At 69.1% G+C, this 22616-nt stretch carries 14 protein-coding genes; 8 read left to right on the top strand and 6 right to left on the bottom strand.

Going from position 1 to position 22616, the window contains the following annotated elements; all coding sequences use genetic code 11:
- Nucleotides 1–117 precede the first annotated feature (117 nt).
- The 3 genes from ACWD3I_RS29230 to ACWD3I_RS29220 form a co-directional block, all read right to left on the bottom strand.
- Nucleotides 118–1602: a family 43 glycosylhydrolase gene (locus tag ACWD3I_RS29230; protein WP_365399727.1), complete on the bottom strand. Its 1485-nt coding sequence runs from the start codon at nucleotides 1600–1602 to the stop codon at nucleotides 118–120.
- Nucleotides 1599–4874 carry a discoidin domain-containing protein gene (locus tag ACWD3I_RS29225; protein ID WP_365399724.1) on the bottom strand — a complete coding sequence of 1092 codons (3276 nt, stop codon included), beginning with the start codon at nucleotides 4872–4874 and terminating at the stop codon, nucleotides 1599–1601. The genes ACWD3I_RS29230 and ACWD3I_RS29225 overlap by 4 nt, the downstream gene beginning before the upstream one ends.
- Nucleotides 4875–4982: 108 nt before the next feature.
- Entirely contained in the window at nucleotides 4983–6011 is a 1029-nt protein-coding gene (locus ACWD3I_RS29220; protein WP_365399721.1) for a LacI family DNA-binding transcriptional regulator, read from the bottom strand.
- Nucleotides 6012–6181: 170 nt separating this feature from the next.
- Between ACWD3I_RS29220 and ACWD3I_RS29215 the strand changes: the two genes are divergently transcribed.
- Genes ACWD3I_RS29215 through ACWD3I_RS29200 form a run of 4 tightly spaced genes read left to right on the top strand, consistent with a single transcriptional unit; the run spans nucleotide 6182 to nucleotide 11268 of the window.
- Nucleotides 6182–7504 (top strand): ABC transporter substrate-binding protein, encoded by a 1323-nt coding sequence (locus ACWD3I_RS29215; protein WP_365399718.1) that lies wholly within the window; start codon nucleotides 6182–6184, stop codon nucleotides 7502–7504.
- A gap of 28 nt (nucleotides 7505–7532) precedes the next feature.
- Nucleotides 7533–8495 (top strand): carbohydrate ABC transporter permease, encoded by a 963-nt coding sequence (locus ACWD3I_RS29210; protein ID WP_365399715.1) that lies wholly within the window; start codon nucleotides 7533–7535, stop codon nucleotides 8493–8495.
- Nucleotides 8496–8511: 16 nt separating this feature from the next.
- Complete coding sequence (locus ACWD3I_RS29205) at nucleotides 8512–9339, top strand: carbohydrate ABC transporter permease (RefSeq protein WP_365399712.1); 828 nt, start codon at nucleotides 8512–8514, stop codon at nucleotides 9337–9339.
- Between the two features lie 39 nt (nucleotides 9340–9378).
- Nucleotides 9379–11268, top strand: a complete 1890-nt coding sequence (locus tag ACWD3I_RS29200) for a glycoside hydrolase family 127 protein (RefSeq protein ID WP_365399709.1) — start codon at nucleotides 9379–9381, stop codon at nucleotides 11266–11268.
- Here ACWD3I_RS29200 and ACWD3I_RS29195 read toward each other — a convergent pair.
- Nucleotides 11257–14421, bottom strand: coding sequence for a glycoside hydrolase (locus ACWD3I_RS29195; RefSeq protein ID WP_365399706.1), 3165 nt, complete (start codon nucleotides 14419–14421; stop codon nucleotides 11257–11259). The genes ACWD3I_RS29200 and ACWD3I_RS29195 overlap by 12 nt on opposite strands.
- Nucleotides 14422–14668: 247 nt before the next feature.
- On the opposite strand from ACWD3I_RS29195, the gene ACWD3I_RS29190 reads away from it, so the two are divergent.
- The gene (locus tag ACWD3I_RS29190; RefSeq protein WP_365399703.1) at nucleotides 14669–16723 is read left to right on the top strand and encodes a galactose-binding domain-containing protein; all 2055 of its coding nucleotides are present in this window, start codon (nucleotides 14669–14671) and stop codon (nucleotides 16721–16723) included.
- Between the two features lie 20 nt (nucleotides 16724–16743).
- On the top strand, nucleotides 16744–17343 hold the full coding sequence (locus tag ACWD3I_RS29185; RefSeq protein WP_365399701.1) for a TetR/AcrR family transcriptional regulator: 600 nt from the start codon (nucleotides 16744–16746) through the stop codon (nucleotides 17341–17343).
- Here the strand turns inward: ACWD3I_RS29185 and ACWD3I_RS29180 are convergent.
- Both ACWD3I_RS29180 and ACWD3I_RS29175 read right to left on the bottom strand, forming a co-directional pair.
- Complete coding sequence (locus tag ACWD3I_RS29180; RefSeq protein ID WP_365399698.1) at nucleotides 17340–18719, bottom strand: Tat pathway signal sequence domain protein; 1380 nt, start codon at nucleotides 18717–18719, stop codon at nucleotides 17340–17342. The genes ACWD3I_RS29185 and ACWD3I_RS29180 overlap by 4 nt on opposite strands.
- A 117-nt stretch (nucleotides 18720–18836) precedes the next feature.
- Nucleotides 18837–19958: a hypothetical protein gene (locus ACWD3I_RS29175; protein WP_365399695.1), complete on the bottom strand. Its 1122-nt coding sequence runs from the start codon at nucleotides 19956–19958 to the stop codon at nucleotides 18837–18839.
- Nucleotides 19959–20086: 128 nt separating this feature from the next.
- Between ACWD3I_RS29175 and ACWD3I_RS29170 the strand changes: the two genes are divergently transcribed.
- Both ACWD3I_RS29170 and ACWD3I_RS29165 read left to right on the top strand, forming a co-directional pair.
- Nucleotides 20087–22300 (top strand): TIR domain-containing protein, encoded by a 2214-nt coding sequence (locus tag ACWD3I_RS29170; RefSeq protein ID WP_365399692.1) that lies wholly within the window; start codon nucleotides 20087–20089, stop codon nucleotides 22298–22300.
- The gene (locus tag ACWD3I_RS29165) at nucleotides 22297–22611 is read left to right on the top strand and encodes a RyR domain-containing protein (protein ID WP_365399689.1); all 315 of its coding nucleotides are present in this window, start codon (nucleotides 22297–22299) and stop codon (nucleotides 22609–22611) included. The genes ACWD3I_RS29170 and ACWD3I_RS29165 overlap by 4 nt, the downstream gene beginning before the upstream one ends.
- The last annotated feature ends 5 nt before the right edge of the window (nucleotides 22612–22616 follow it).

Genomic DNA, 22616 nt, shown 5'->3' with positions numbered 1-22616 from the left:
TCCCGGCCCCATGGCAACGGCCGTCGGCCGAAGCGGAACGGCCGAATCCCAACGTAGGAGGAGGAAACGCACGCGACGGAGCCGGATCACGACTCTCGATGGTCAGAATCCGACAATCTACTCCCCGGAGGGTGCGGTCAGCGGTACACCCAGGGCCACCGGGGTGCCGAAATTGGGTGTGCCGTCCGCGTTCCAGGTGAACTTCTGCGCCCGGGTGGTCCGGTTCATGTCGCACCCACCGCTCGTGGAGTTGTTGGCGTGGTAGACGATCCAGTCCTCGGTGCCGTCGGGCGACTTGAAGAAGCCGTTGTGACCGGGGCCGTACACGCCGTTGGCGTTGGACCGCTGGAAGACCGGGTTCGGGGACTTGACCCAGGACGCGGAGTTCAGCGGGTCACCGCCGTTGTAGGTGAGCATGCCCAGCTTGTAGTCGGGTGTGGAGCAGTGACTGGCGGAGTAGACGATGAACGTCTTCCCGTTCCGCTGGAGGACCTCCGCGCCCTCGTTGACGGCGCCGCCCACCGTCTCCCAGCTGTAGGTCGGGGTGGACAGGATCCTGCGGGTGCCGCTCGCGGTCCACGGGTTCGACAGCGGCCGGATGAACATCGGCTGCGATCCGTTGTAGAAGGTGCCCAACAGATAGAGCTGGCCGTTGAGTTGAAGGATTCCCGGGTCCAGCTCCCAGGTGTTGTCCTGGGTCGGGTCGAGCAGATCGGCCTTGAAGCTGTACGGCCCCATCGGGTCGAGGCCGGCGCTCTCCAGGACGTGGATGCGCTGGGTGCCCAGGTCGTACGGCTCCCGTCCGGCCGTGTAGTAGAAGTACCAGCGCTTGCCGTTCGGGCCGTCGAGCAGATGGAACTCCGGCGCCCACATCGTGCCCGCCCCGTTGGGCCGGGTCAGATTGAAGATCACCTGGTCGGTGGCGGTGGCGAGACCGGCGAGCGTGTCGGCCTTGCGCATGGTGACCGTCGAGTTCCAGGTGGTCGTGGCGAGGTAGTAGTACCCGTCGTGGTACGTCAGCCAGGGGTCGGGCCCGTGCTGGGAGAGCGGGTTGGTGAACGTGCCGGGGGTCGTGCCGCCGCCGGTGAAGCCGGGCAGCTGCCACACCCTGCCGTTCGCGGTGGAGCACGGAAGCTGCACCAGGTTGGTGTTCGAGGCCGATGAACCACCGCTGGGAGCAACGCACTTGCCGGAGCCGACGGAGACCAGGTTGAACGTCTTGTCGGTACCGGCGACCGTCACCGGGACGAGCCGCCACTGCTGGTTCGTGCCGCTGTGGCAGGGCCACTGGATGATCGCCGCGTTGTCCGCCGTGGACGCGCCGTACACGTCGACGCACTGACCGGACTGGGTGGTGATGGCGTACGTGTCGCTGGTCCCGGAGACGGGCGTGTAGACGAGGTTCTGGTTGGCGCCGGACGAGCAGGTGGAGGCGCGCAGTTGGGTACCTGCCGAAGTCGAACTGCCAGGCAGGTCGATGCAGTTGGCGCCGTTCTGGTTCACGGCCGTCGAGGTGAACGTGACGGCGGCGGACGCGGGTGGTGCGACGAGGAGGGCTGCCGCCAGGGCGAGCAGGGCCAGGAGGAGTCCGGATCTGGTCACGGGCCGTACACCTTTGCTTCGAGGAGGCCGACGGAATTGGTGCCGTTGCTCGTGAGCAGCACCCGTAGTCGCGTGGTGCTCGTGGCGGTGAACGTGACGGTGTTGTACTGGTTCTTGGTCAGCGTGTACGCGCTCGCGCCGGGGACGTCGACGTAGGCGCTGCCGTTCCAGTACTGGAGCTTCCATGCGGACGGCATGTCGATGCCCTGGTCGTCGTCGAAGAAGTAGACGTCCGCCTTGTTGAGGCTTTTCGCGGCCGGCCAGGTCAGCTCGGCCCACTGCTGGCCGGTCTCCGGCCAGGTTCCCCAGCGCGGGTTCACCGTGTCGTTGGAGGACGGCGGGTCGATCCCGTCGTTGACCGCGGTGACGGACTCCCAGGGGGAGGTGTACGACGCGGTCGCGGTGGCGGATCCGGCCTGGTTGGACGGTGGCTGGACGCCGCCCCGGTTGAACACCTTCACCTCGGTCAGGCCCGTCTTGGCGCCGGAGGCATTGGTGGCCAGGACCCGGACGCGCTGGGCGCTGACCGCAGGGAACGTCACCAGGTTGTAGTTGGCGCGCGGGGCGGCCGGACTCTTGGTCTGGCTCGGCACGTTCACCCATGAACTGCCGTTGTAGTACTGGATGCTGTACGCCGACGGAGCCCGGTAGGTGGTGCTCGCCGGTCTGCTGTCCTTGAAGTACAGGCGTACCTCGTTGAGTGTGCGGGCGGTGCCGAGGTTCAGCTCGTACCAGTCCTGGCTGTTGGGCGAGGAGCCGGCGCCCCAGAAGGGCTCGTTGGTGGGGTAGCCGTCGACCGCGCCGGAGGCGGTGCTGCCGGACCCGGTGTGGGAGGCGGACACGGTCGCGCCGGAGGCCAGGTTGGTCAGGTCGGCGGTGAGGTCGACACCGGCCTTGGCGAGCATGTCGACCATCCGGGGACCGCTCTGCACGACCTGGTTGGGTGCCTTGAGACCCGAGACGGCCGTGTGGTGGGTGACCGTGCCGTTCGTGGTCACCTCGCCCGTGGCCGGGTCCCAGGTGAAGGGCACCAGGGTGCTGACGGTGGCGGCCCGGCTGCCGTTGACGTAGATCGAGTAGCCCTCAGGGATGCCGGGATAGCGGACCACGCCGTCGGCCGGGTCGTCCCAGACGATCGACAGGTCGGCGCCCCGGTAGCGGAGGTTGTTGACGGTGAAGTGGCTCCATCCGATGTCGATGGGGGAGAGCTCGACCTTGGCGTCGTTGCGCGGCCGCAGCCCGGCGACGTCCTCGATCACGGTCCAGTTGCCGCTGCCCAGGATGTTGTGGTGGATCCAGGAGCGGTAGTCGATCGAGCTGCCGTTCCAGTCCGCCCAGAACTCGTTGGCGTCGGGCCACTGGGTGTTGCCGCCGATGTACTGGGCCCAGGTGTTCCAGTACAGGAGCTTCTTGTAGTCGGTCGCGTTCATCCAGGAGTTGGGGTAGTTGCGCAGGACCGAGGAGTAGAGCCGGAACTGGACGGTGGAGTTGATGGTGGAGAAGTTGTTGGAGCCCGGGTTGCCGGCGTCGGCCGCGGCCTTCTTGTCGACCTGGTTGGCCGTGTAGAAGGGGAAGATCGGGTACTGGGCCGGGTCGTCGTACAGGCGCAACGCCTGCCTGTACGTGGCGGTGTTGGGCACCGCGCCGACCGAGAACGGGTAGTAGTTGTTGATCTCCTTCCAGGGCACCCACTCGTTCGTCGACTTCAACCGGTGCTCGAACAACTGCCGGTTCGGGTTCCACAGCACGTTGACGATCGCGTCCTTGATCTGGGTCGCGAGCGTACGCATCTCGGTGGCCTTCGCCGTGTTGCCGATCGCCTCGTAGGCCTGGGCCGCGGCGAGCGCGCCGCTGTACTGGTAGGCGGACTCGGCGCGGTCCATGTTGCCGGGCTTCCAGTGGAAGGAGACGGCGTCGGCGTCGTTGCCGGTCAGGGCGCCCCAGTCGTACTCGATCAGCTTGTTGTTGTCGTGGTCGTAGTAGGCGAGTTGGCCTTTGACGTCGCCCTCGGCGTAGCGGGCCAGGTTGGCGGCGATGCCGGGCTGGCCGCCGTGGATCTGGTAGCTCTTCCAGGCCGCCTCGGCGATGTACTGGGTGTAGCTGTTGGACCAGTTCTCCGGGTCGCCCGGGTTGTCGAGGAACCGGCCGCCCTTGGAGACCTGGCCGACGCTCAGCCAGTCCCCGTACGCGTAGGACGGGTCGCGCAGGTACTTGAGGTCGTCGATGTGCATCGGCTGGGTCAGCGCGATCGCGTTGTTGTAGCCGAGGACGCCCTCGGTCGAGGTCGGGAACTGGAAGGTCTGCCCCGGGATGTCGGCGTCGAGGTTGTTGAAGCGCATCAGCCACCAGCGGTAGTAGATGTTCTTCTTGATCGCCGGTTCGGGTACGTCGATGTAGGGCACGTTCTGCGCCCACCACTGGTTGTAGGCCCGGACATGGGTGGCGAAGGCGGTGGCATTGGAGTAGCCCGCGTAGGCGTTGTACTCCGTGAGCGAGGCCGGGATCTCGTCGGTGACGAAGCCCATCACGACCTTCGCGGTAACCGTGGCTCCGGCCGCGATGGTCACCGAGCGGTTGAGGCCACCACTGGAGACGCTGAAGCCGTCGCCGGTGAGCCGGGGGCGCAGCGTGGTCAGGTTGTTGTACGCGTTGACCTGGCCGGTCAGCTCACTGCCGCTGCCCGTGGTGGCGTACGGCGACGTCGCCCGCAGCTGGAGGGTGGTGGAGCCGCTGCCGTTGTTCTTGATCGACAGGTTCGTCACCGCGACGTTGTTGTCGGTGATGAACTTGGTCTGGGTGACCGCGACCGACCCGCTGGAGTGCACGCTCCTCCAGTGGCTCGGCGCCTGCCACCGCTGGGAGACCTGTTCGGTGAAGGTGCCCGGGCTGATCGCGACGCTGTAGGCGCTCTGGTCGTTGACGCTCTCCCAGTAGGCGACGTTGCCGCCGAAACCGAGCACCGCGGGGTTGTGGGTCTTCATGAACAGGGCACGCCCCCGGCTCATCAGCCAGGGGCCGGCCGGGTCGTCGCCGGAGCGGGCCAGCAGCCGGTCCATCCAGAAGTCGGTGCCCGAACTCTCGGCGTCGTAGATCGCCTTCATCATGTCGCCGGGCGTGTGGGCGACGGGCGGGGCCGGGATCGCGGGGCCGCTGAAGGCGGGGAAGCCGATGGTCTGGGCGGCGCGAGCGGGGGTGGCGGTGAGGACGGAACAGACGAGGAGCGCCAGGACGATCAGGAGGCGCTGTAAGACGGGCTCGGTTCGTCTTCGCATCGGATGCTCCCCTTGGCTGAAAAGACCTAAAAGGTTTTCGCAACGTAGGAGCGAGCTGATGGAGTGTCAAGGGAGCTCGGAGAGGCTTGAGTTGGCGGACCGTACGGTTCAGGACAGTGGGGCTGTGGAGCCTCGGATCACCACCCGGCAGGGGAGCGCCTCGATGCCGGAGTGCGTCGCACCGCCGATCGCGCCGAACAGCGCCTGCGCCGCCGCCCGGCCGACCTGCTCCAGGTTCATGTCGACGCTGGTGAGCAGCGGGCGGGAACCGGACGTCAGGACCTGCCAGTTGTCGAAGCCCATGACCGCCACGTCCTCCGGCACCCGCTGGCCACGCTCGCGCAGCACGTCCATGACCCCCCGGGCGATCTGATCGCTGCCGCACAGCACGGCGTCCACATCAGGATGCCGGTCCAGCAGCAGTGCCGTGGCCGCCCGGCCCCACCCCTCCGACCAGGCGCCGAACCGCGGCTCGCCGACCGGGACGACACCGGCGTCGGCGAGCGCGGCCCGCGCGCCCTCGGCCCGGTCGTGCGCGGCGGCGTAGCCGGGATCCCCGGTGATGTGGGCGATCCTGGTGCGGCCGCAGGCCAGCAGGTGCTGCACCGCGATCCGGCCCGCGTCGACGTTGTCGGGGACGATGGACAGGTCCGCCGGATCGTTCGACGGCGCATACGCGTAGACCACGGGAACGGCCAGGTCACGGCCGAGTGAGGGCCGGGGATCGGTCCGGCTGCCCACCACGATGAGACCGTCCACCCGACGCCCGAGCAGCGCGCGGACATGGTGCTGCTCGCGGATCGCGTCCCCCCGGGCGTCGCACAGGAACACCGCCACCTCGCCCGCCCCGAAGGCGTCCTCGGCGCCCATCAGTATCGGGATGCTGAACCGGCCCTCCAGATCACTGGTGAGCAGACCCACCGTCCCCGTCCGCCCGGCGAGCAGACCGCGGGCCAGCTGGTTGGGGCGGAACGACAGTCGCTCGGCGGCCTCGATCACCCGCTGCCGGGTCTCGGCGCGTACCTGGCTGCGCCCGTTGAGGGCCTTCGAGGCGGTGGCGACCGACACCCCCGCCAGCCGGGCGACGTCGCTGAGGGTGGCGGTGTGTGAACGAGCGGGGCCGGTGGCTGGTGTCATGCGTGTCTCCTGTCTCGCATCACGTCCGTAAACCGTACGCGAGAACTTTCGGCATGCACCTGAAAGTCCGTTCGTACGCGAGGGATTGACGGGCTTTCAGCTCGGCTCTAGCTTGGCGAAAGCCTTTTCGGCCTGTTTCTTCCCGGTGTTCGTCGCGGAGGGAGATCGTCATGGGGAGCCCCACCGGATCGCACGGACGTGTCCGCCGCCTCGTCACGGCCGCGGTCCTTCTCACCAGCCTGGGACTGGCCACGGCATGCGGGTCGGGCGACGGAGACTCGGACGACGGGGGAGGCGGGGGAGGAGGCGCGGCGGCGAAGGCCACCGGCGTCGACGACGGCGCCGAGCTGACGATGTGGACGCGCGCGGCGACCAGGCCGCAGAGCGAGGCCCTCGTCAAGGCGTACAACGCGAGCCACAAGAACCAGATCAAGCTCACCGTCATCCCCACCGACGACTACCAGGCCAAGGTCGGTGCCGCCGCAGGTTCCAAAGACCTGCCCGACCTGTTCGCCTCGGACGTCGTGTTCGTGCCCAACTACACCAGCAGCCGCCTCTTCGCCGACATCACCGACCGCATCGACGCCCTGCCCTTCGCCGACGACCTGGCCCAGTCGCACATCAAGGCCGGCACGTACGAGGACAAGAAGTACGTCGTGCCGCACACCCTCGACCTCTCGGTGCTCTTCTACAACAAGGACCTCTACCGCAAGGCGAAGCTCGACCCCGCGAAGCCGCCCACCACCCTGGCGGAGTGGGACGAGCAGGCCCGCGCCGTGGACAAGCTCGGCGGTGGCGTCAACGGCACGTTCTTCGGCGGCAATTGCGGCGGCTGCGGTGTCTTCACCTGGTGGCCGTCCATCTGGGCCGCCGGGGACGAGGCGCTGAACGCGGACGGCACCGCGGCGACGCTCGACTCCGCCACCGCGAAGAAGGTCTACGACACCTACCGCGGCTGGGTCGACGACGACATCGTGGCTCCCGGCGCCCGCGAGGAGACGGGCGCCACCTGGACCGGACTGTTCCCGAAGGGACAGATCGGCGTGATGCCGATGCCGTCGACCACCCTCGGTCTGATGCCGAAGAACCTCGACCTCGGGGTCGTGCCCATCCCCGGTCCCGACGGCGGCAAGGCCACCTTCGTCGGCGGTGACGCCATCGGCATCTCCGCCACCAGCAAGTCGGCCGACCAGGCCTGGAACTTCCTCGCCTGGTCCGTGGGCGACAAGGCACAGGTCGACGTGGTCGCCGCGCACAAGGACGTGGTGGCGCGCACCGACCTCGCGTCCAACAAGTACTCGGACGCGGACCCGCGCCTGGTCACCATCAACGAGCTCGTGGCGGACGGCCACACCCCGTACGCGCTGAAGTTCGGCCAGACCTTCAACGACCCCAACGGGCCCTGGCTGACCATGATGCGCAACGCCGTCTTCGGCGACGGGGGTTCCGTAGACAAGGACAACGACGAGGTGAGCGCCTCGCTGGCGGACTGAGCCCACCGAGCCGACCGACAGGAGAGCCATGCAGGTGAAGGCGCCCGACCGAGCGGCGGCCGAGCACCGGGTACGGCCGCAACGTCCGGCACGCCGACCCCGTACAGCCAAGTCCCTGTGGCGCTCCCGCACGGTCCAGGGACTCGGATACGCGGCACCCACGGCCGTGTTCGTCGCCGTCTTCTTCGTGTGGCCCCTGCTCCTGGTCGGCCGGATGTCCCTGAACGACTGGCCGCTCCTCGCGGGCGACCAGGGCCGTAACGCCCCCGAGAACTACACCGACATCACCGACAGCCCCCTGTTCTGGCCCGCCGTCCGCTTCACCCTCCTCTACACCGTGATCGTCACGGCCGTCCTCCTCGGACTCGCGCTCCTGCTGGCCCTGCTGGTCCAGGAGTCCCGCCCTGGCGCCGGCTTCTTCCGCACCGTCTACTTCCTGCCCGGCGCCCTCGGACTGGCCTCCGCCTCCCTGCTGTTCTGGGGCCTGTACAGCCCGACCACCGGACCGATCAGCAGCACCCTCGAACACCTGGGCCTGGTCGACGAACCGGTGTCCTTCCTCGGCACCTCGACCAACGCGCTGCTGTCGACGGTGTTCCTGGTGGTCTGGAAGTTCGCCGGGTTCTACATGCTGATCCTGCTCGTGGGTCTGCAACGCATCCCCCACGAGCTGTACGAGGCGGCCCGCATGGACGGCGCGAGCCGCGGCCAGATCTTCCGCCGCATCACCCTGCCGCTGCTGCGCCCGTCGCTCGCCCTGTCCCTCCTCCTCTGTGTCACCGGATCGCTGCTCGCCTTCGACCAGTTCTTCGTCCTCACCAAGGGCGGCCCGGACAACAGCACCGTCACCATCGTGCAGTTGATCTACCGCGAGGCGTTCCAGCGGCTCGACCTCGGCACCGCGGCGGCCCTGTCGATCATCGTGCTGGGAGCACTGGTGCTCCTCAACGTCCTGCAGTTCCGCGGCCTGCACCGCGCCGACGAGTCGTAGGAAGGTGGGACCCGCCATGCTCGACCGAACCCAGGTCCTCGGCCGGACGCCGTACTACGTCGTCGCCGGAGGACTGGCCGTCATCTTCCTGTTCCCCCTGGTGTGGAACGGCTGGGCCTCGGTCAGTGAACAGCCCGGCACCGCACAGGACTCCGGCTACGGTTTCGGCAACTACCGCACCCTGCTCGACTACGACGCCGGCCTGTGGCAGTACCTCCTCAACAGCACCGTCGTCTCGGCGCTCACCGTGGCCCTGACCCTCGGGGTGTCCCTGCTCGGCGGCTACGCCTTCGCCCGTTTCCGGTTCCCGGGCAAGAACCTGCTGTTCCTGCTGACCCTGGCCATCCTCATGGTTCCGTACGCCACGCTCCTCATCCCGCTCTACGTGCTGCTCGGCAGGCTCCATCTGCAGAACTCGCTGATCGGGCTGAGCCTGGTGCTGGCCATGTTCCAGCTGCCGTTCGCCACCTTCATGATGCGGATCTCCTTCGAGGCGGTACCGCGCGAACTGGAGGAGTCGGCCCTCGTCGACGGCTGCGGCACGGCGGGCGCACTGCGCCGGGTCCTGCTCCCGGCGGTGCGGCCGGGGCTGATCACCGTGGGACTGTTCGCCTTCCTCGCCGCCTGGAACGACTTCATCGCACCCCTGATCCTCATCTCCGACAGCGAGAAGGCACCCCTGCCGCTGGCCGTGGCCAATCTGCGGCAACAGAGCATGGGCGCGGTCGACTACGGCGCCACCGAGGCGGGGGTCGTGGTCCTCGCCGTGCCGTGTCTCCTCGTATTCCTGCTGCTGCAACGCCATTACGTGCGGGGCTTCATGTCGGGCGCCCTCAAGGGCTGAGTCCGACGTCCTCAAGGGCTGAAAGGACGAAACGAAGGCATGAACAAGGAGCTGTCCACTGTCCTGCCCGTGGCACCGACCCGGGGACGGTTACGCCCGCTCGGCCTCGACGAGGTCAGGATCACCGGTGGTTTCTGGGCCGGACGCCGGCATGTCAACGCGACGGTCAGCCTCGACCACTGCCACGACTGGATGGAACGCGTCGGCTGGACCGGCAACTTCCGTGCCGCGGTCGAGGGACGCATCCAACACGACCGGCGCGGACGGGAGTTCGCCGACTCCGACGTCTACAAGCTCCTGGAGGCCATGTCCTGGGAGACCGGATACGACATCGACCCCGCCCTCACCGAGGCCATCGCAGCCGCCCAGGAACCGGACGGCTATCTCAACACCGCCTACGGTCGGCCCGGCCAGCAGCCCCGCTACAGCGACCTCGCATGGGGTCACGAGCTGTACTGCTACGGGCACTTGATCCAGGCGGGTGTGGCCCAGGCCAGGGCGCGCGGCGAGGGCGAGCTGACGAAGATCGCCCGCCGCGCCGCCGACCATGTGTGCGCCCTCTTCGACGCCAAAGGCACCCAGGGTGTCTGCGGGCACCCGGAGATCGAGACGGCCCTGGTCGAACTGGCCCGGCTCACCGGCGAGCAGCGCTACCTCGACCAGGCCGCGCTGTTCATCGACCGCAGGGGCCAAGGCACCCTCGGTGACGGCGAGTTCGGCCGCGCCTACCACCAGGACGACATGCCCGTGCGGAAGGCGACCGTCCTGCGCGGCCACGCCGTCCGCGCCCTCTACCTCGCCGCCGGTGCCGTCGACGTGGCCGTGGAGACCGGGGACGAGGACCTGCTCGGCGCCGTCGTACGACAGTGGGAGACCGCGGTCGCCCGGCGCACCTATCTCACCGGCGGCATGGGCTCGCACCACCGCGACGAGTCCTTCGGCGACGACTTCGTCCTCCCGCCCGACCGCGCCTACTCCGAGACCTGCGCAGGCGTCGCCTCCGTCATGCTCAGCTGGCGCCTCCTCCTCGCCACCGGCGAGCCCCGCTTCGCCGACCTGGCCGAGCGGACCCTGTTCAACGTGGTCGCGACCTCCCCGGCCGAGGACGGCCGGTCCTTCTTCTACTCCAACACCCTGCACCGGCGCCGCCGCGGCACCGTGCCCGCGGCCGACGTCCAGATACCGCGCGCCGAGTCGAGCCTGCGCGCACCCTGGTTCGCGGTGTCCTGCTGCCCGCCGAACGTGGCACGGACGCTGGCCCTGCTGCCCGGATACCTGGCGACGACCGACGACCACGGCCTCCAGCTCCACCAGTACGCCGACGCCGAGATCACCACAGGCGGCATCGCGCTGCGGATCCGTACCGACTACCCCTCGGACGGACGCGTGACCGTACGCGTCGCCCGCTCGCCCGACCACCCGTGGACCCTGTCGCTGCGCGTCCCCGCGTGGGCGGAGGGCGCCACCGCATGGCTCGTCGACCCGGACGGGGGCCGTCGTGCGGTCGCCCCGGGCACGGCCGAGGTCACCCGCGTCTTCCGGCCCGGCGACGAGACAGTCCTCGAACTGCCCGTACGACCTCGCTGGCTCGGTGCCGACCCGCGCGTCGACGCGATACGCGGCACCGCGGCCGTCCAGCGCGGACCGCTGGTGTACTGCGCCGAGTCCGTGGACCTGCCGCACGGCCACGAGGTCGACGCGCTGCGCGTGGATCCGTCCGCCCCGCCGGAGGGGAGGGCGGACGGATCCGTCGTGGTCGCGGGCGAGATCGGCGCTCCGGAGGACAGGCCATGGCCGTACCCGCCGTACGACGCCCCGCCGACGGCCGGCGACCGCACGGGCATCGTCCTGGCCCCCTATCACTCCTGGGCGAACCGGGGACCTTCGACGATGCGCGTGTGGCTGCCGACCGTGGACTCAGCGTCGTAGGAGCGTGAGGCGGTACGTCGTCGTCCGTGACCCGTCCTCGCTGGTCACGGTGACCACGGCGCGCCCTCGGCTCCGCTCGACGTCGACCGTCGCGTAGGGGTCGCGGGCCGTCGCCGTGACCACCGCGTGGTGCGGATCGGCGGTCCGGACCCGGTAGTCGGTCGTACCGGGGGCGAAGTCCGCGACCGGCACGCCGGCCACCTCGATCGACGCGGCGGCCGCGTCCGGGGAGACGCCGGGAGACTTGGCGTACACCTCGACCTCGCTCATCGTGATGTAGCCGCCGGACCGGGCGGTCATGACCAGCCGCACCCCGGTCGCCGGGCCCGCCTCGATCGGCACGTCGACCACCGGCGTGCCCTCGGTCCCGACCGTGATCTCCTCGCTCGCGTCGGCCCAGGTGCCGTCCGCCGCGCCGCGCACCTGCGCCTTGAGGCTCGCCGGGAAGGAGACGTTGCTCCCGTCCCGGTAGAAGTGCGCCACGACCCGGTCGAGGTCGCGTGCCGTCGGGAGGGTGAAGGTGATCGTGTCGGACGGGTTCTTGGTGCCGGATCGCCAGTTGGACCAGCCCTTGTCGGTGGTGTCGCCGTTGCGCAGGCGCTCGGCGGAGTAGCCGCTCTCGGTGTACGTGGCCGCGACCGAGACGCCGGCGTCCGACGCGATGTCGGTCTGCGTCGGCTCGGTGACCTGCACGCGCACCGACGCGTCGACCGTGCTGCCGTCCACCACCCGGGCGGAACCGCGCAGGGTCACCACGCCGGCCTCGGCGAACGCGCCCTCGGGGGCCGCGTCCCAGGTCACCGGAAGGTCGGTGCGGCCGCCGTTGGCTCCGACGCCGACGACCGTGTCCGGCAGGCCGGGACTGCCGCCGACATAGGTCTTGGCGCGGCCGGGCACCGTCGAGGCGATGGTGTCGACGGTGACGACCGCCTTGGCGCGGATCTTCCGACCGAGCGGATCGGTCGCCGTGCCCTTGACCCGTACCGTGCCCGGATCGGCCCACGCGTCGTCCGACGGCGGGTCCCAGACGACCGGCAGCGCGCCACGGGCACCGTCCCGGTAGACCGGCGTCACCGTCTCCGGGAGCACAGGTGTCCGACCGGGCACGGTGAACGCCTCGGCCTTCTCGGTGCGCAGCACGGTCTCGTCGCCCACCGTCCAGCGCTGGTTCGCCGCCGAGGTCGGGGTGTACGTCGACACCTTGGCGCCGTCCGCCGACGACTGTCCGCCGACGTCGAGCAGCCGGCCGGTGGCGGCGTTGACGAACGTCCACGTGTCGTCGCCGGTCGTCGACAGGATCCACTGGGCGGCGTCGCTGTCCGACGGATCCTCCAGAACGGCCTGGTTCTCACGTACGGCGAGCTGCTTGCCGCTGGTGGCACTGGTGAGGGCGTAGCGCTCGCGATGGTCGGTGCCGGGCGTCAACTGACGTACGGACCAGAGCTGTCGGGCGCTGCTCGCGTCGTTCGTGCGGATGACGACGCCGGTGCCGTCGTCCGAGGGGACGAGCGACTTGCCGCTCTGTGTGCCCTCGAGCCGGTAGACATGGCCGGGCTGGACGAGCGCGGCGTCCTTCGCGACGCCGCTGACGCCCTTGACGAGGAAGCTGGTGACCGACTTCGCGGGGACGGTGAGGGTGGCCGACCGGTCGGTGACACGGACCGGGGTGCCCTGGACGAGGGCGCCGTCCGTGCTGGTCACCACGGGGGTGACGGTGGCGCCTCGGGTGACCTTGCCGAAGCGGGACAGGTCGAGGGTCACGGAACGGGCGGTCGTACCGCCGTTGACGTGCACCACCGTCGCGGAGCGGCCGGACTCGCCGACGGCGGCGACGCTGGAGGTGTCGTCGACCTTCACGAAGCGGTCGCCGGGGCGGATGTAGTGGGTGAAGTTCCGGATGGTGTGGAACTTCGAGTTGGCCTGGATCGGGCAGCTCTCCAGGGTGTCCTCGTCCGTGCAGTTGAACGGGACATGGATGCTGCCCCAGTTCTTGCCGGCGGCGGCCTGCGGGATGGAGTCCTCGATGGGCTGCCAGAACACCCAGGCGGAGGGCTCCAGTTCACGCATGTCGTCGACCATGCGGGTGGCGATGCCGAGGCCCGGTTCCATGCTGGTGAAGTCGGTGCCGGTGCCCCAGGTGCCCTCGACCTCGCTCATCCACAGCTTCTTGTCCGCGCCCTTGGCGATGTCGCGGGCGCTGGTGCGCTGGCCGGTGCCGTAGGTGTGCACGTTGAGCTGGTCGACGGCGGCCCGGGCCTCGGGGGTGTAGGCGTTCCAGTTGGTCGTGAAGATGCCGGGGTTGGTCTCGTCCATCGCGGAGACCTCGGCCTTGGTCGTCGCGCCCTCGAGGGCCTTGTCCAGGGCGAGGATCACCTTCTGCTGGAGGGCGGGCCCGGCGTGCGCGCCTTCCTGCCGGCCGCCCGTGGGCCGGCCGTTGGCGCCCAACTGGGTTCCCCAGTAGGAGGTGTTGGGCTCGTTGAGCGGGTCGATGGTGTCGAAGGTGATGCCGTGTTCCTTCTCCATCTCCTCGCTCACACGGACGAGGTAGGCGGCGAAGTCGTCGACGCGGTCGGCACGGATCTGGTCGGCGCCGGAGTCGAAGCCGCCGGACACGTACCCGCTGACCGTCTGGAACCAGGGCGGCGAGTTGCTGAACGCCTCCCATGTGGTGACCTTGTCCTTGACCTGGTCCACCCACCACCGCTGGTTCGCGTCGGCGTTCCAGTCCCAGTGGTCCGCGTTGTTCGGGTCCCACCAGTCCATGTCCTTCTGGGTGGTGCCCTCGGGCGCCTTCCAGAAGCCCTCCATGGTCGCGCCGGCCTTCATGTAGTCCTTGCGGACGTCGGGGGCGTTGCCGCCACCGATGTTGTAGCGCGCGATGTTGAGGGCCAGCCCGTCCTCGCCGAACAGCATGTCGACGAGCTGTCTTCGGATCGGCTCCGGATAGCCGCCCGTGGCGTTGGCGAACCACACGAGACTCGTCCCCCAACCCTCGAACTCCTGCTGCTGGTACGACGGATCGACCCGTACCGTCACCGAGCTGAGGGGTGCCGTGTCCGCGGCGGTGGCGGGGGTGGCGGTGACGAGTCCTGCGGCGAGTGTGAGGGGGATGGCCGGCGTCAAGACCCGGACGATGCGGCGTCGGCTGGACACGGAGCTCCCTTCCGGAGCACGGAGAGATACAAGCACGGAGAAGCACAGAATCAACCAGAAGCGATCAGGCTCAAGGCATGCTCATAGACGAAAATGAACACGTCAAGACATCGCGCACGCCGGACAGCCATCAGGTCAAGCGTCCCGGACTATTGACTCGTAACTCGCCAGTAGCGATCCTCGTCGAACAGATTGCGCCGGTCATGACAAACTCATGGGGCGCCGACCGAGGGGCGTGGTATCGACCATGACTCGATGTTCGTATCGCAGGCGCAAAGACGTGACCGTCGTGTCGCTGCTCCTCTTCGTCCTGGCCATCGCCCTCGGCCCCACGCCGAGTTCGGCGGCCGCGAGCGACTGGTGGAACCCGAGCGCGCGTCCCACGCCGGACTCCCGGATCAACGTCACCGGCGAGCCGTTCACTGGCACCAACTCCGCAGGTGAGGTACGCGGGTTCGTCGACGCGCACAACCACCTGTTCTCCAACGAGGCCTTCGGCGGCCGGCTGATCTGCGGCAAGGTGTTCTCCACCGCGGGCGTCGCCGATGCGCTCAAGGACTGCCCCGAGCACTACCCGGACGGCACGCTCGCGATCTTCGACTACATCACCCACGGCGGCGACGGCAAGCACGACCCGGTCGGCTGGCCGACGTTCAAGGACTGGCCGGCGTACGACTCGATGACCCATCAGGCCAACTACTACGCCTGGATCGAGCGCGCCTGGCGCGGCGGGCAGCGGGTGCTCGTCAACGACCTCGTCACCAACGGCGTGATCTGCTCCGTCTACCCGTTCAAGGACCGCAGTTGTGACGAGATGACCTCGATCCGACTGCAGGCCAAGCTGACCTACCAGCTCCAGGACTACGTCGACGCGATGTACGGCGGCGCGGGCAAGGGCTGGTTCCGGATCGTCACCGACACCGCGCAGGCCCGCCAGGTCATCCAGCAGGGCAAACTCGCCGTGATCCTGGGCGTCGAGACCTCCGAGCCGTTCGGTTGCAAGCAGATCCTCGACATCGCCCAGTGCAGCAAGGCGGACATCGACAAGGGGCTCGACGAGCTCTACGACCTCGGTGTGCGCAGCATGTTCCTGTGCCACAAGTTCGACAACGCCCTGTGCGGCGTCCGCTTCGACGAGGGCGGCCTCGGAACGGCCATCAACGTGGGCCAGTTCCTGTCGACCGGCACCTTCTGGAAGACCGAGAAGTGCACGGGCCCCCAGCACGACAACCCCATCGGTACGGCCGCGTCCGAGGCGGAGGCGGATCTGCCGGCGGGCACCGATGTCCCGGAGTACGACGAGAACGCCCAGTGCAACGTCCGCGGGCTCACCGACCTCGGTGAGTACGCCGTCCAGGGCATGATGAAACGCAAGATGATGCTCGAGATCGACCACATGAGCGTCAAGGCGACCGGCCAGGTCCTCGACATGTTCGAGGCCGCCTCCTACCCCGGCGTGCTCTCCTCGCACAGCTGGATGGACCTCAACTGGACCGAGCGGGTCTACTCCCTCGGCGGTTTCGTCGCCCAGTACATGCACAGCTCCCAGGAGTTCAGCGAGGAGGCCGAGCGGACCGATGCCCTGCGGGCCAAGTACGACGTCGGCTACGGCTACGGCACCGACTTCAACGGCATCGGCGACCACCCCGCCCCGCGCGGCTCGGACGCGGCCCAGGGAGTGACGTACCCCTTCAAGAGCGTGGACGGCGGCTCGGTCATCGACCGGCAGACGACCGGGCAGCGCACCTTCGACTTCAACACCGACGGTGCGGCCCACGTCGGCATGATCCCCGACTGGATCGAGGACATCCGGCTCGTCGGCGGCCAGGGTGTGGTGGACGATCTCTTCCGGGGCGCAGAGTCCTACCTCGACACCTGGGGCGCCTCCGAGCAGCACCAGGCCGGCGTCAACCTGGCCAAGGGGCGTACCGCGACCGCGAGTTCGTCCGAGTCCAACCCGTTCACCAGCTACCAGCCGGTGCGGGCCGTGGACGGCGACGGCGACAGCCGCTGGGCCAGCGACTGGAGCGACGACCAGTGGTGGCAGGTCGACCTCGGCTCCACCAACCTGGTCTCGCGCGTGACGCTCGACTGGGAGCGCGCGTACGGGAAGTCGTATCGCATCGAACTCTCCACGGACGGCACCAACTGGCAGACCGCCTGGTCCACCACCTCCGGCGACGGCGGCCTGGACACGGCCAAGTTCACCGGCACACCGGCCCGTTACGTCCGTGTCCACGGCCTCGACCGCGGCACCGACTGGGGATACTCGCTCCACGAGGTCGGCGTGAACAGCGCCTGACGAGCACGGGGGAGCCGCACATGGCACGGATGCCGTCGACCGAACGGCGTCGGCAACTGACGGAAGCGGCGATCAGGGCGATGGCCCGGGACGGCGTGGCCAAGACCACGACCCGGTCCATCGCCGCCGAGGCGGGCGTCTCCCTGAGCGTCTTCCACTACTGCTTCGATTCCAAGCAGGAACTGATCGAGTCCGTCATCACCACCATCACCGACCACTATGTGACCATCGTGAAGGAGGCACTCAAGCCCCGGGACACGCTCGAGGAGACCGTCCGGGCCGGCTTCCAGGCGTACTGGGACCATGTGCGCGCACACCCCGACGAGCACATGCTGACCTACGAACTCACCCAGTACGCCCTGCGTGAGCCGGGGTTCGAGCAGCTGGCGCGGCGGCAGTACGAACTGTACGGCGAGCTCTACACCGAGCTCATCGAGCAGCTGTGCCAGGACATCGACTTCCGACTCCGGGTGCCCGTCTCCGCGTTGGCCCGCTATCTGGCCGCCATGACCGACGGGCTCACCCTCAACTACCTGGTACTCGGCGACGAGGGAGCCTGGACCGACATCCTCGACACCGTCACCGCCCACATCGCGGGGCTGGTGACGGCGGAGGGCTAGGCCTTGAGCGGGTTGGACCTCTCGGCGGCCAGCAGGTACCAGGCGGTGGCGCCGGTGTGCCGGTACGGGTAGTAGCCGAACCCGAAACCGGTGTCGAGCGGGCTGCTCGCCGACACGACCCCGGACCTGGCGGCCACCGCCCCGCCGCCGAAGGTCTGGTCGGCGCCCAGCAGATCCTGGGCCCGCTCGATGGAGGCGATCAGACGCCGGGCGCGCTTCTCGTCCCCGGAGTCCTGGCGGTGGCGCAGGGCGAGCGCCAGATGGGCCGTGCCCTCGAACCACACTCCGTTGCGGTCCGGCCGGGGCTGGCCGTCGGCGATCGGGGCACCCTCGTTCGCCAGCAGGCTCGCGGAGCTGAAGGTGACGCCCTCGTACGACTGGCCCGCGGGGACCGTGCTGTTGGGGCGCTCGGGCGTGTCCAGAACGGCCAGTTCGGTGGCGGCCCAGTCCAACGAGCGGCCGTACACGGGAGAGTTGAGGGCGAGGTGCGTCCAGGTCTGGGTGTCCTCGGGGATCGGCGACTTGTTGATCGTCACGCCGTCGTTGGTGCCGGTGTAGAAGAAGCCCCCGTCCGGCTCCCACATCTTCTTGACGAACGCCCCGGCGACCGAACGCCGTTCCCGCCACACCCGGTCCCCGGTGAGCCGGGCGAGCTGACCGAACAGGCCGATCAGATCGGTGTTGTGCTCGGTCGAGGTGAACGGGAGCTTCTTGTTCGCCCCGTCGACCCCGAACTTGAAACCGCCGAGCGGTTCGTCGGTGCGCCCGATGTGGTCGATCCACTCGCCGATCCGCACGGCACCGGCGAGGAAGCGGCGCTCCCCGGTCCGCCGGGCCAGCGCGGCGAGGGCGATGCCGGCCCAGGCCATGTCGCCCACGGCGGTACCGGTGAAGCCGAACTGCCAACCCATGTTGGCCTTTCCGTCCGCCCGCACGAACCCGTCGGGCTGGAGGGTGCCGTCGTAGAAGGTGTACGGCCCCACGTTGTAGGCCTGCCGGAGTCGGCCGTCGTCGTGGTCGGGATCGTTGGCCTGTGCGTACAGGAAGGCGTCGCCGAGTGCCGTCGCGCGGGATCTGCCGGCCTTGGTGTCGCCGGCCAGGTTCGCCAGGATCGCGAGGGCGTTGTCGTAGGTGAACGCCGTGCTGAACAGGCCGGCCTGGTCGGTGTAGCTCTGGGCGAGGCGGATCGTGCCGTGGTCCGGGTAGGCGTCCATGGCGGCGGCGAGGAAGGCCTGGGCCCGGCTCCGGGCGGAGGCCGTGGCCCGGTCCGCCGCGCGGGCGGTGCCCGAACCGGCGGCGAGGAGGACCGCGGCACCGAGTCCGGTTCCGATGAGTGCGCGGCGATTGAACGCGGGGCGGCCTTGGCTGCCGGTCATGGATCTCCTCGAGTCGAAGGGGCGGGCGCGTTTGAGAGCGCTCTCAGGAGTGCGCGCTCATTCTGCTGTCGCCTCAGGTCCGGGTCAACGGCTGGGAGAGGTGGAGCAGTTGGGGTGTCAGCTCCGCGGACCGTCGCTGTTCGGGGGACGGGATGCTCCGGGCGCCAGGGGATCGGGGGGTTGGACGGCCGGCGGGCCCGCCGCACCGGAGCGGAGCCGCTCGAAGACGAGGTCGAACGTGAAGCCCGCGGTGAAGCCGAGCGGGATGGTGAAGAACAGGAGACGGCGTACGTCCAGGTCGTCGAGGAGAGCGGGGACGGTCAGCAGCTGGGAAGCGAAGTAGAGCAGGACGGAGACCAGCCCGGCACCCAGGCCCCGTACCGCGGCCCGCCCCCAACGCACGTCGCTCTCGAAGGAGTTGCGGAGGATGGCCCCCGCGGCGGAGGCCACCAGCGGTGCGCCCACCAGGACCAGCAGATCCAGGGCGCCCGCCTGCCGCGACTGCTCGGCTGTCACCAGCGCCGCGAGAGAGGCCAGCATGCACACGGCGGCCACGGTGAGCCCCCGGGCCGAACGCCGTGCCGCCGTACGCTCTCCCTGTGCGCGCTCCGCGATGTTCTGCAGCCTGCGCTCGCGCTGCCGCAGGAGACAGGCGATCAGACGTGCGGCGGACACCGAGGACCAGTTGTCGCCCATCAGGCGGATGTCCGAGTCGTCCGCGTCGTTGCGGACCTTGTCGAAGTTGATCCACACCTGGCCGGCGCCGCCGCCGAACGCCGCCACCGACACCAACGGCAGACGCTGTGCCAGGGCGATGATCCCGGCCACCCGGGTGGACTGGCCCCCACCCATGAGCAGCACACCGTCGCAGGTCAGGAGGGTGTGGTAGAAGGCGACTTCCCATTCGCCGCTGCTGTCGCGGAGGATCTCCATACGGACATGGGCATCCGGCGGCAGAGCGAAGTCGACATCGCTGTGGCGTGGCGGGAAGGCCGCCACCCGGCCCGGCTCCGCCTCGGTGCAGGCGTCCGCGTATCCGGCCACGACGTCCGTCTCGATGTACTCGGGGCTGCTGGAGAAGACGGCCAGATCGCAGCCGGCCCGTGCGAGTTCCCTGCCCAGCTGCCGGCAGGCCTCGGGAGCGAGATCGGCGGACCTGAGGGGATGGGTGAAGGAGCGGTGGGGGTCGGTGCTGCCGATGACGGCTATGAGCGGACGCGCGGAGTGCGGCGAAGTCATGCACCAGTCTAGGCAGTTGGCCGCTATTCTCCTCGACCGGTTCTGCTCGGTTTCACCGGATTTCTTGGCGTTCGGGGTGTAGCCGGGGGCGTGCGGGGGGATAGGTGAGCCGACGGTGGGGAGAAGTGATGGCGGGCGTCAGCCGAATACCGGCCTACTTCAGTCACAGCTACTGGGCCGAGGACCGCGAGCTGAACGAGCACTTCTGGAAACTCTTCTGGGACGCGGGCTTCACCTTCGCGGTCGACCCCAAGACGAATCCCCTGTCTCCCACCCATCTCGAACTGATGATGGATCAGAGTGCCTGCTTCGTCGGTGTGGTGACGCATCGCCAGGAAGAGCGTTGGTACCGTGCCTCACCCTTCATGGTGTACGAACACGACTTGGCCCTACAAGCGAGGAAGCCAAGGCTCGTGTTCATGGAGTCAGGGGTGTCGGCGGGCTTCTTCCCGGCCGCTGACGAGGAGCGCGTGGCGTTCAATCGCCGTCAACTGCCGGACGCGGACAGGGTGAAGTCCGCCATCGGACGCCTGGCCGGGCGGAGCGGGCCGGCCGATGACGCCACCCGAGGCCTCCTCGGCACGGTCGGACTGATCCTGCCCGACGACTCCGCCTACCGCGCCGCCGAACCGCACATACGGCGGGCGGTCGAGGACGTCGGATACCGGGCTCGCACGATCAGCCTGGAGTTCCGGGACTCGTTCGAGTTCCTGCTCGCCGTCGACGAATGCGACTTCATCGTGGTCGACGTCGCCTCCCCGTTCGCGGAGCCCTGGGTCTTCCCCCAGCTCAGTGGACGCTTCAGGCCTACGCTCAAGCTCATCCACGAACCCCCGGACGGGCGCTACCAACCCCAGCCGTCGAAACTGCTGAGCGGAGAGGCTCTGCGGGCGGCCGAACCGGCGGACCGCATCGCCGTCCACTGGAGCGACCCGGAGGACCTCGCCGACCGGTTACGGGACTTGGTGGCCCGGTTCTACCAACCTCGGCTGGAGTTCGAGACCTACGACGAGGGCGTCGGATACTTCCACAGCCTCGGGCGGGCGCAGGGCAGCGTCTTCTTGAGCAACGCACGCGGCGACGACTCGCTCGCCCAACGAGTCGGCCGCAGCCTCGAACTGCACAACCTCTCGTACTTCCACTACCTGCGCCGCAACACCATCGAACTCGGCGCGGACTGGCGCAGCCAGCTGTACGCGAACGTCGCCGCGTGCCGGCTGTTCCTGCCGCTCATCAGCCAGCACTACTGGGCGAGCGAGTACTGCCGGGAGGAGTACAACATCGCCGAACGGCTGCGCGCCGACGGCCGGTTGGTCATCCTGCCCTACTTCCTGGGGCCGGGCGTGGCACGGCAGGTCACCTTTCAGGGGCGCGCCATCGGTCACCTCTCCCAGGACGAACAGGTCGCGGTCATCAGCAACGACGTGGACAACGAGTTCGTCGAGCGCCGCAGACTGGAGGAACGCGGCGGCACACCGGGGGAGTCGGCCGCCGCGCCCGGACGCCGGTGCGACATCGCGATCGTCACGCTGCTGCCCGAGGCCCACGACGCACTGCGCCGGCATCTGGAGACCTCCGGCTCGCTCACGGAGACCGAGCGGCACGGCACCGGATGCGAGTGGATCCGTACCAGCATCGAAGCGGTGGGCCGCAGCAGCGCCTACGAGGTGGTCGTGGCACAGCCCTGCGGAGGCCCGGACGGCGTCGCCAACGCCGTCGCCGCCACGATCGAGGAGCACCAGCCCGAGACGGTGGTCTTCGTCGGAGCCTGCTGGGGCATCGCGCCCGACCTCGTGCCGGGCGACGTGGTGATCTCCAACCGGCTGCACGGCTACGCGTACGACGAGCTGGAACAGACCTGTCTGCCGCGAACCGACCGCAGTCACCTGGCGCACGAGGGGGTGGCCGCGCTCGGTGAGAGCATGCGTCTCAACTACACGTACTGGACCGAGAGGATCTTCGAGCGGCCGCACGGCGGCCCCCGGAGCGACAGCCCGCGTGTCGTGGTCGGCGCCGTCGCCTCGGGCGACGCCTCCGTCGACGGCAGCGGGGATCCGGCCCTGCGCCCGGTGCTCGTGGCGTGGCCCGGGCTCGCGGCCGTCGAGCTCGGCGGTGCGAACGCGGCACGTGCCGTCACCCAGGCCCGCAGGGCGGGCCGGACCCAGGTGTCGTTCTCGATGGTGTGCGCGGTGGCCGGAACCGCCGCCGACGGCATCTCCGTCAACTCGGCCCGTCCGGAACAGGAGAAGCCCTGGAAGCAGTACGCGGCCGACGTCGCCGCCACCCTGATCGTGGAAGCGATCCGGTTGGCCTGGCCCAGCCCGCCCAGGAGAGCGGGATGAGGCGACGGGCCGGGCGGCAGCAGTGGACGCCCCCACCCCCCAGCACCGTGGACGTGAAGCTTCCCGACAGCCTGCACGCCCTGATCGAGATCCTTGCCGAGGAGGCCCACGACAACTGGGCCCGCCAACGTCTGTCCGAGGGCTGGCGGTACGGCCGCCGTCTGAGCCGTCGTAGGAAGACCCACCCGTTGCTGGTCCCGTACTGCGAACTGACCCATGAGCAGCAGGAGGCGGACCGTGTGGTCGCCATGGGCTCGGTGAAGGTGATCCTCCGCCACGGCTACACGCTCCAGGAGCCCGCCGACCGCTGAAAGGG

The sequence above is a fragment of the Streptomyces sp. NPDC002817 genome (assembly GCF_053592055.1).
The sequence above is the reverse complement of the archived record's forward strand: the minus strand, read 5'-3'. Positions and strand labels throughout refer to the sequence as shown.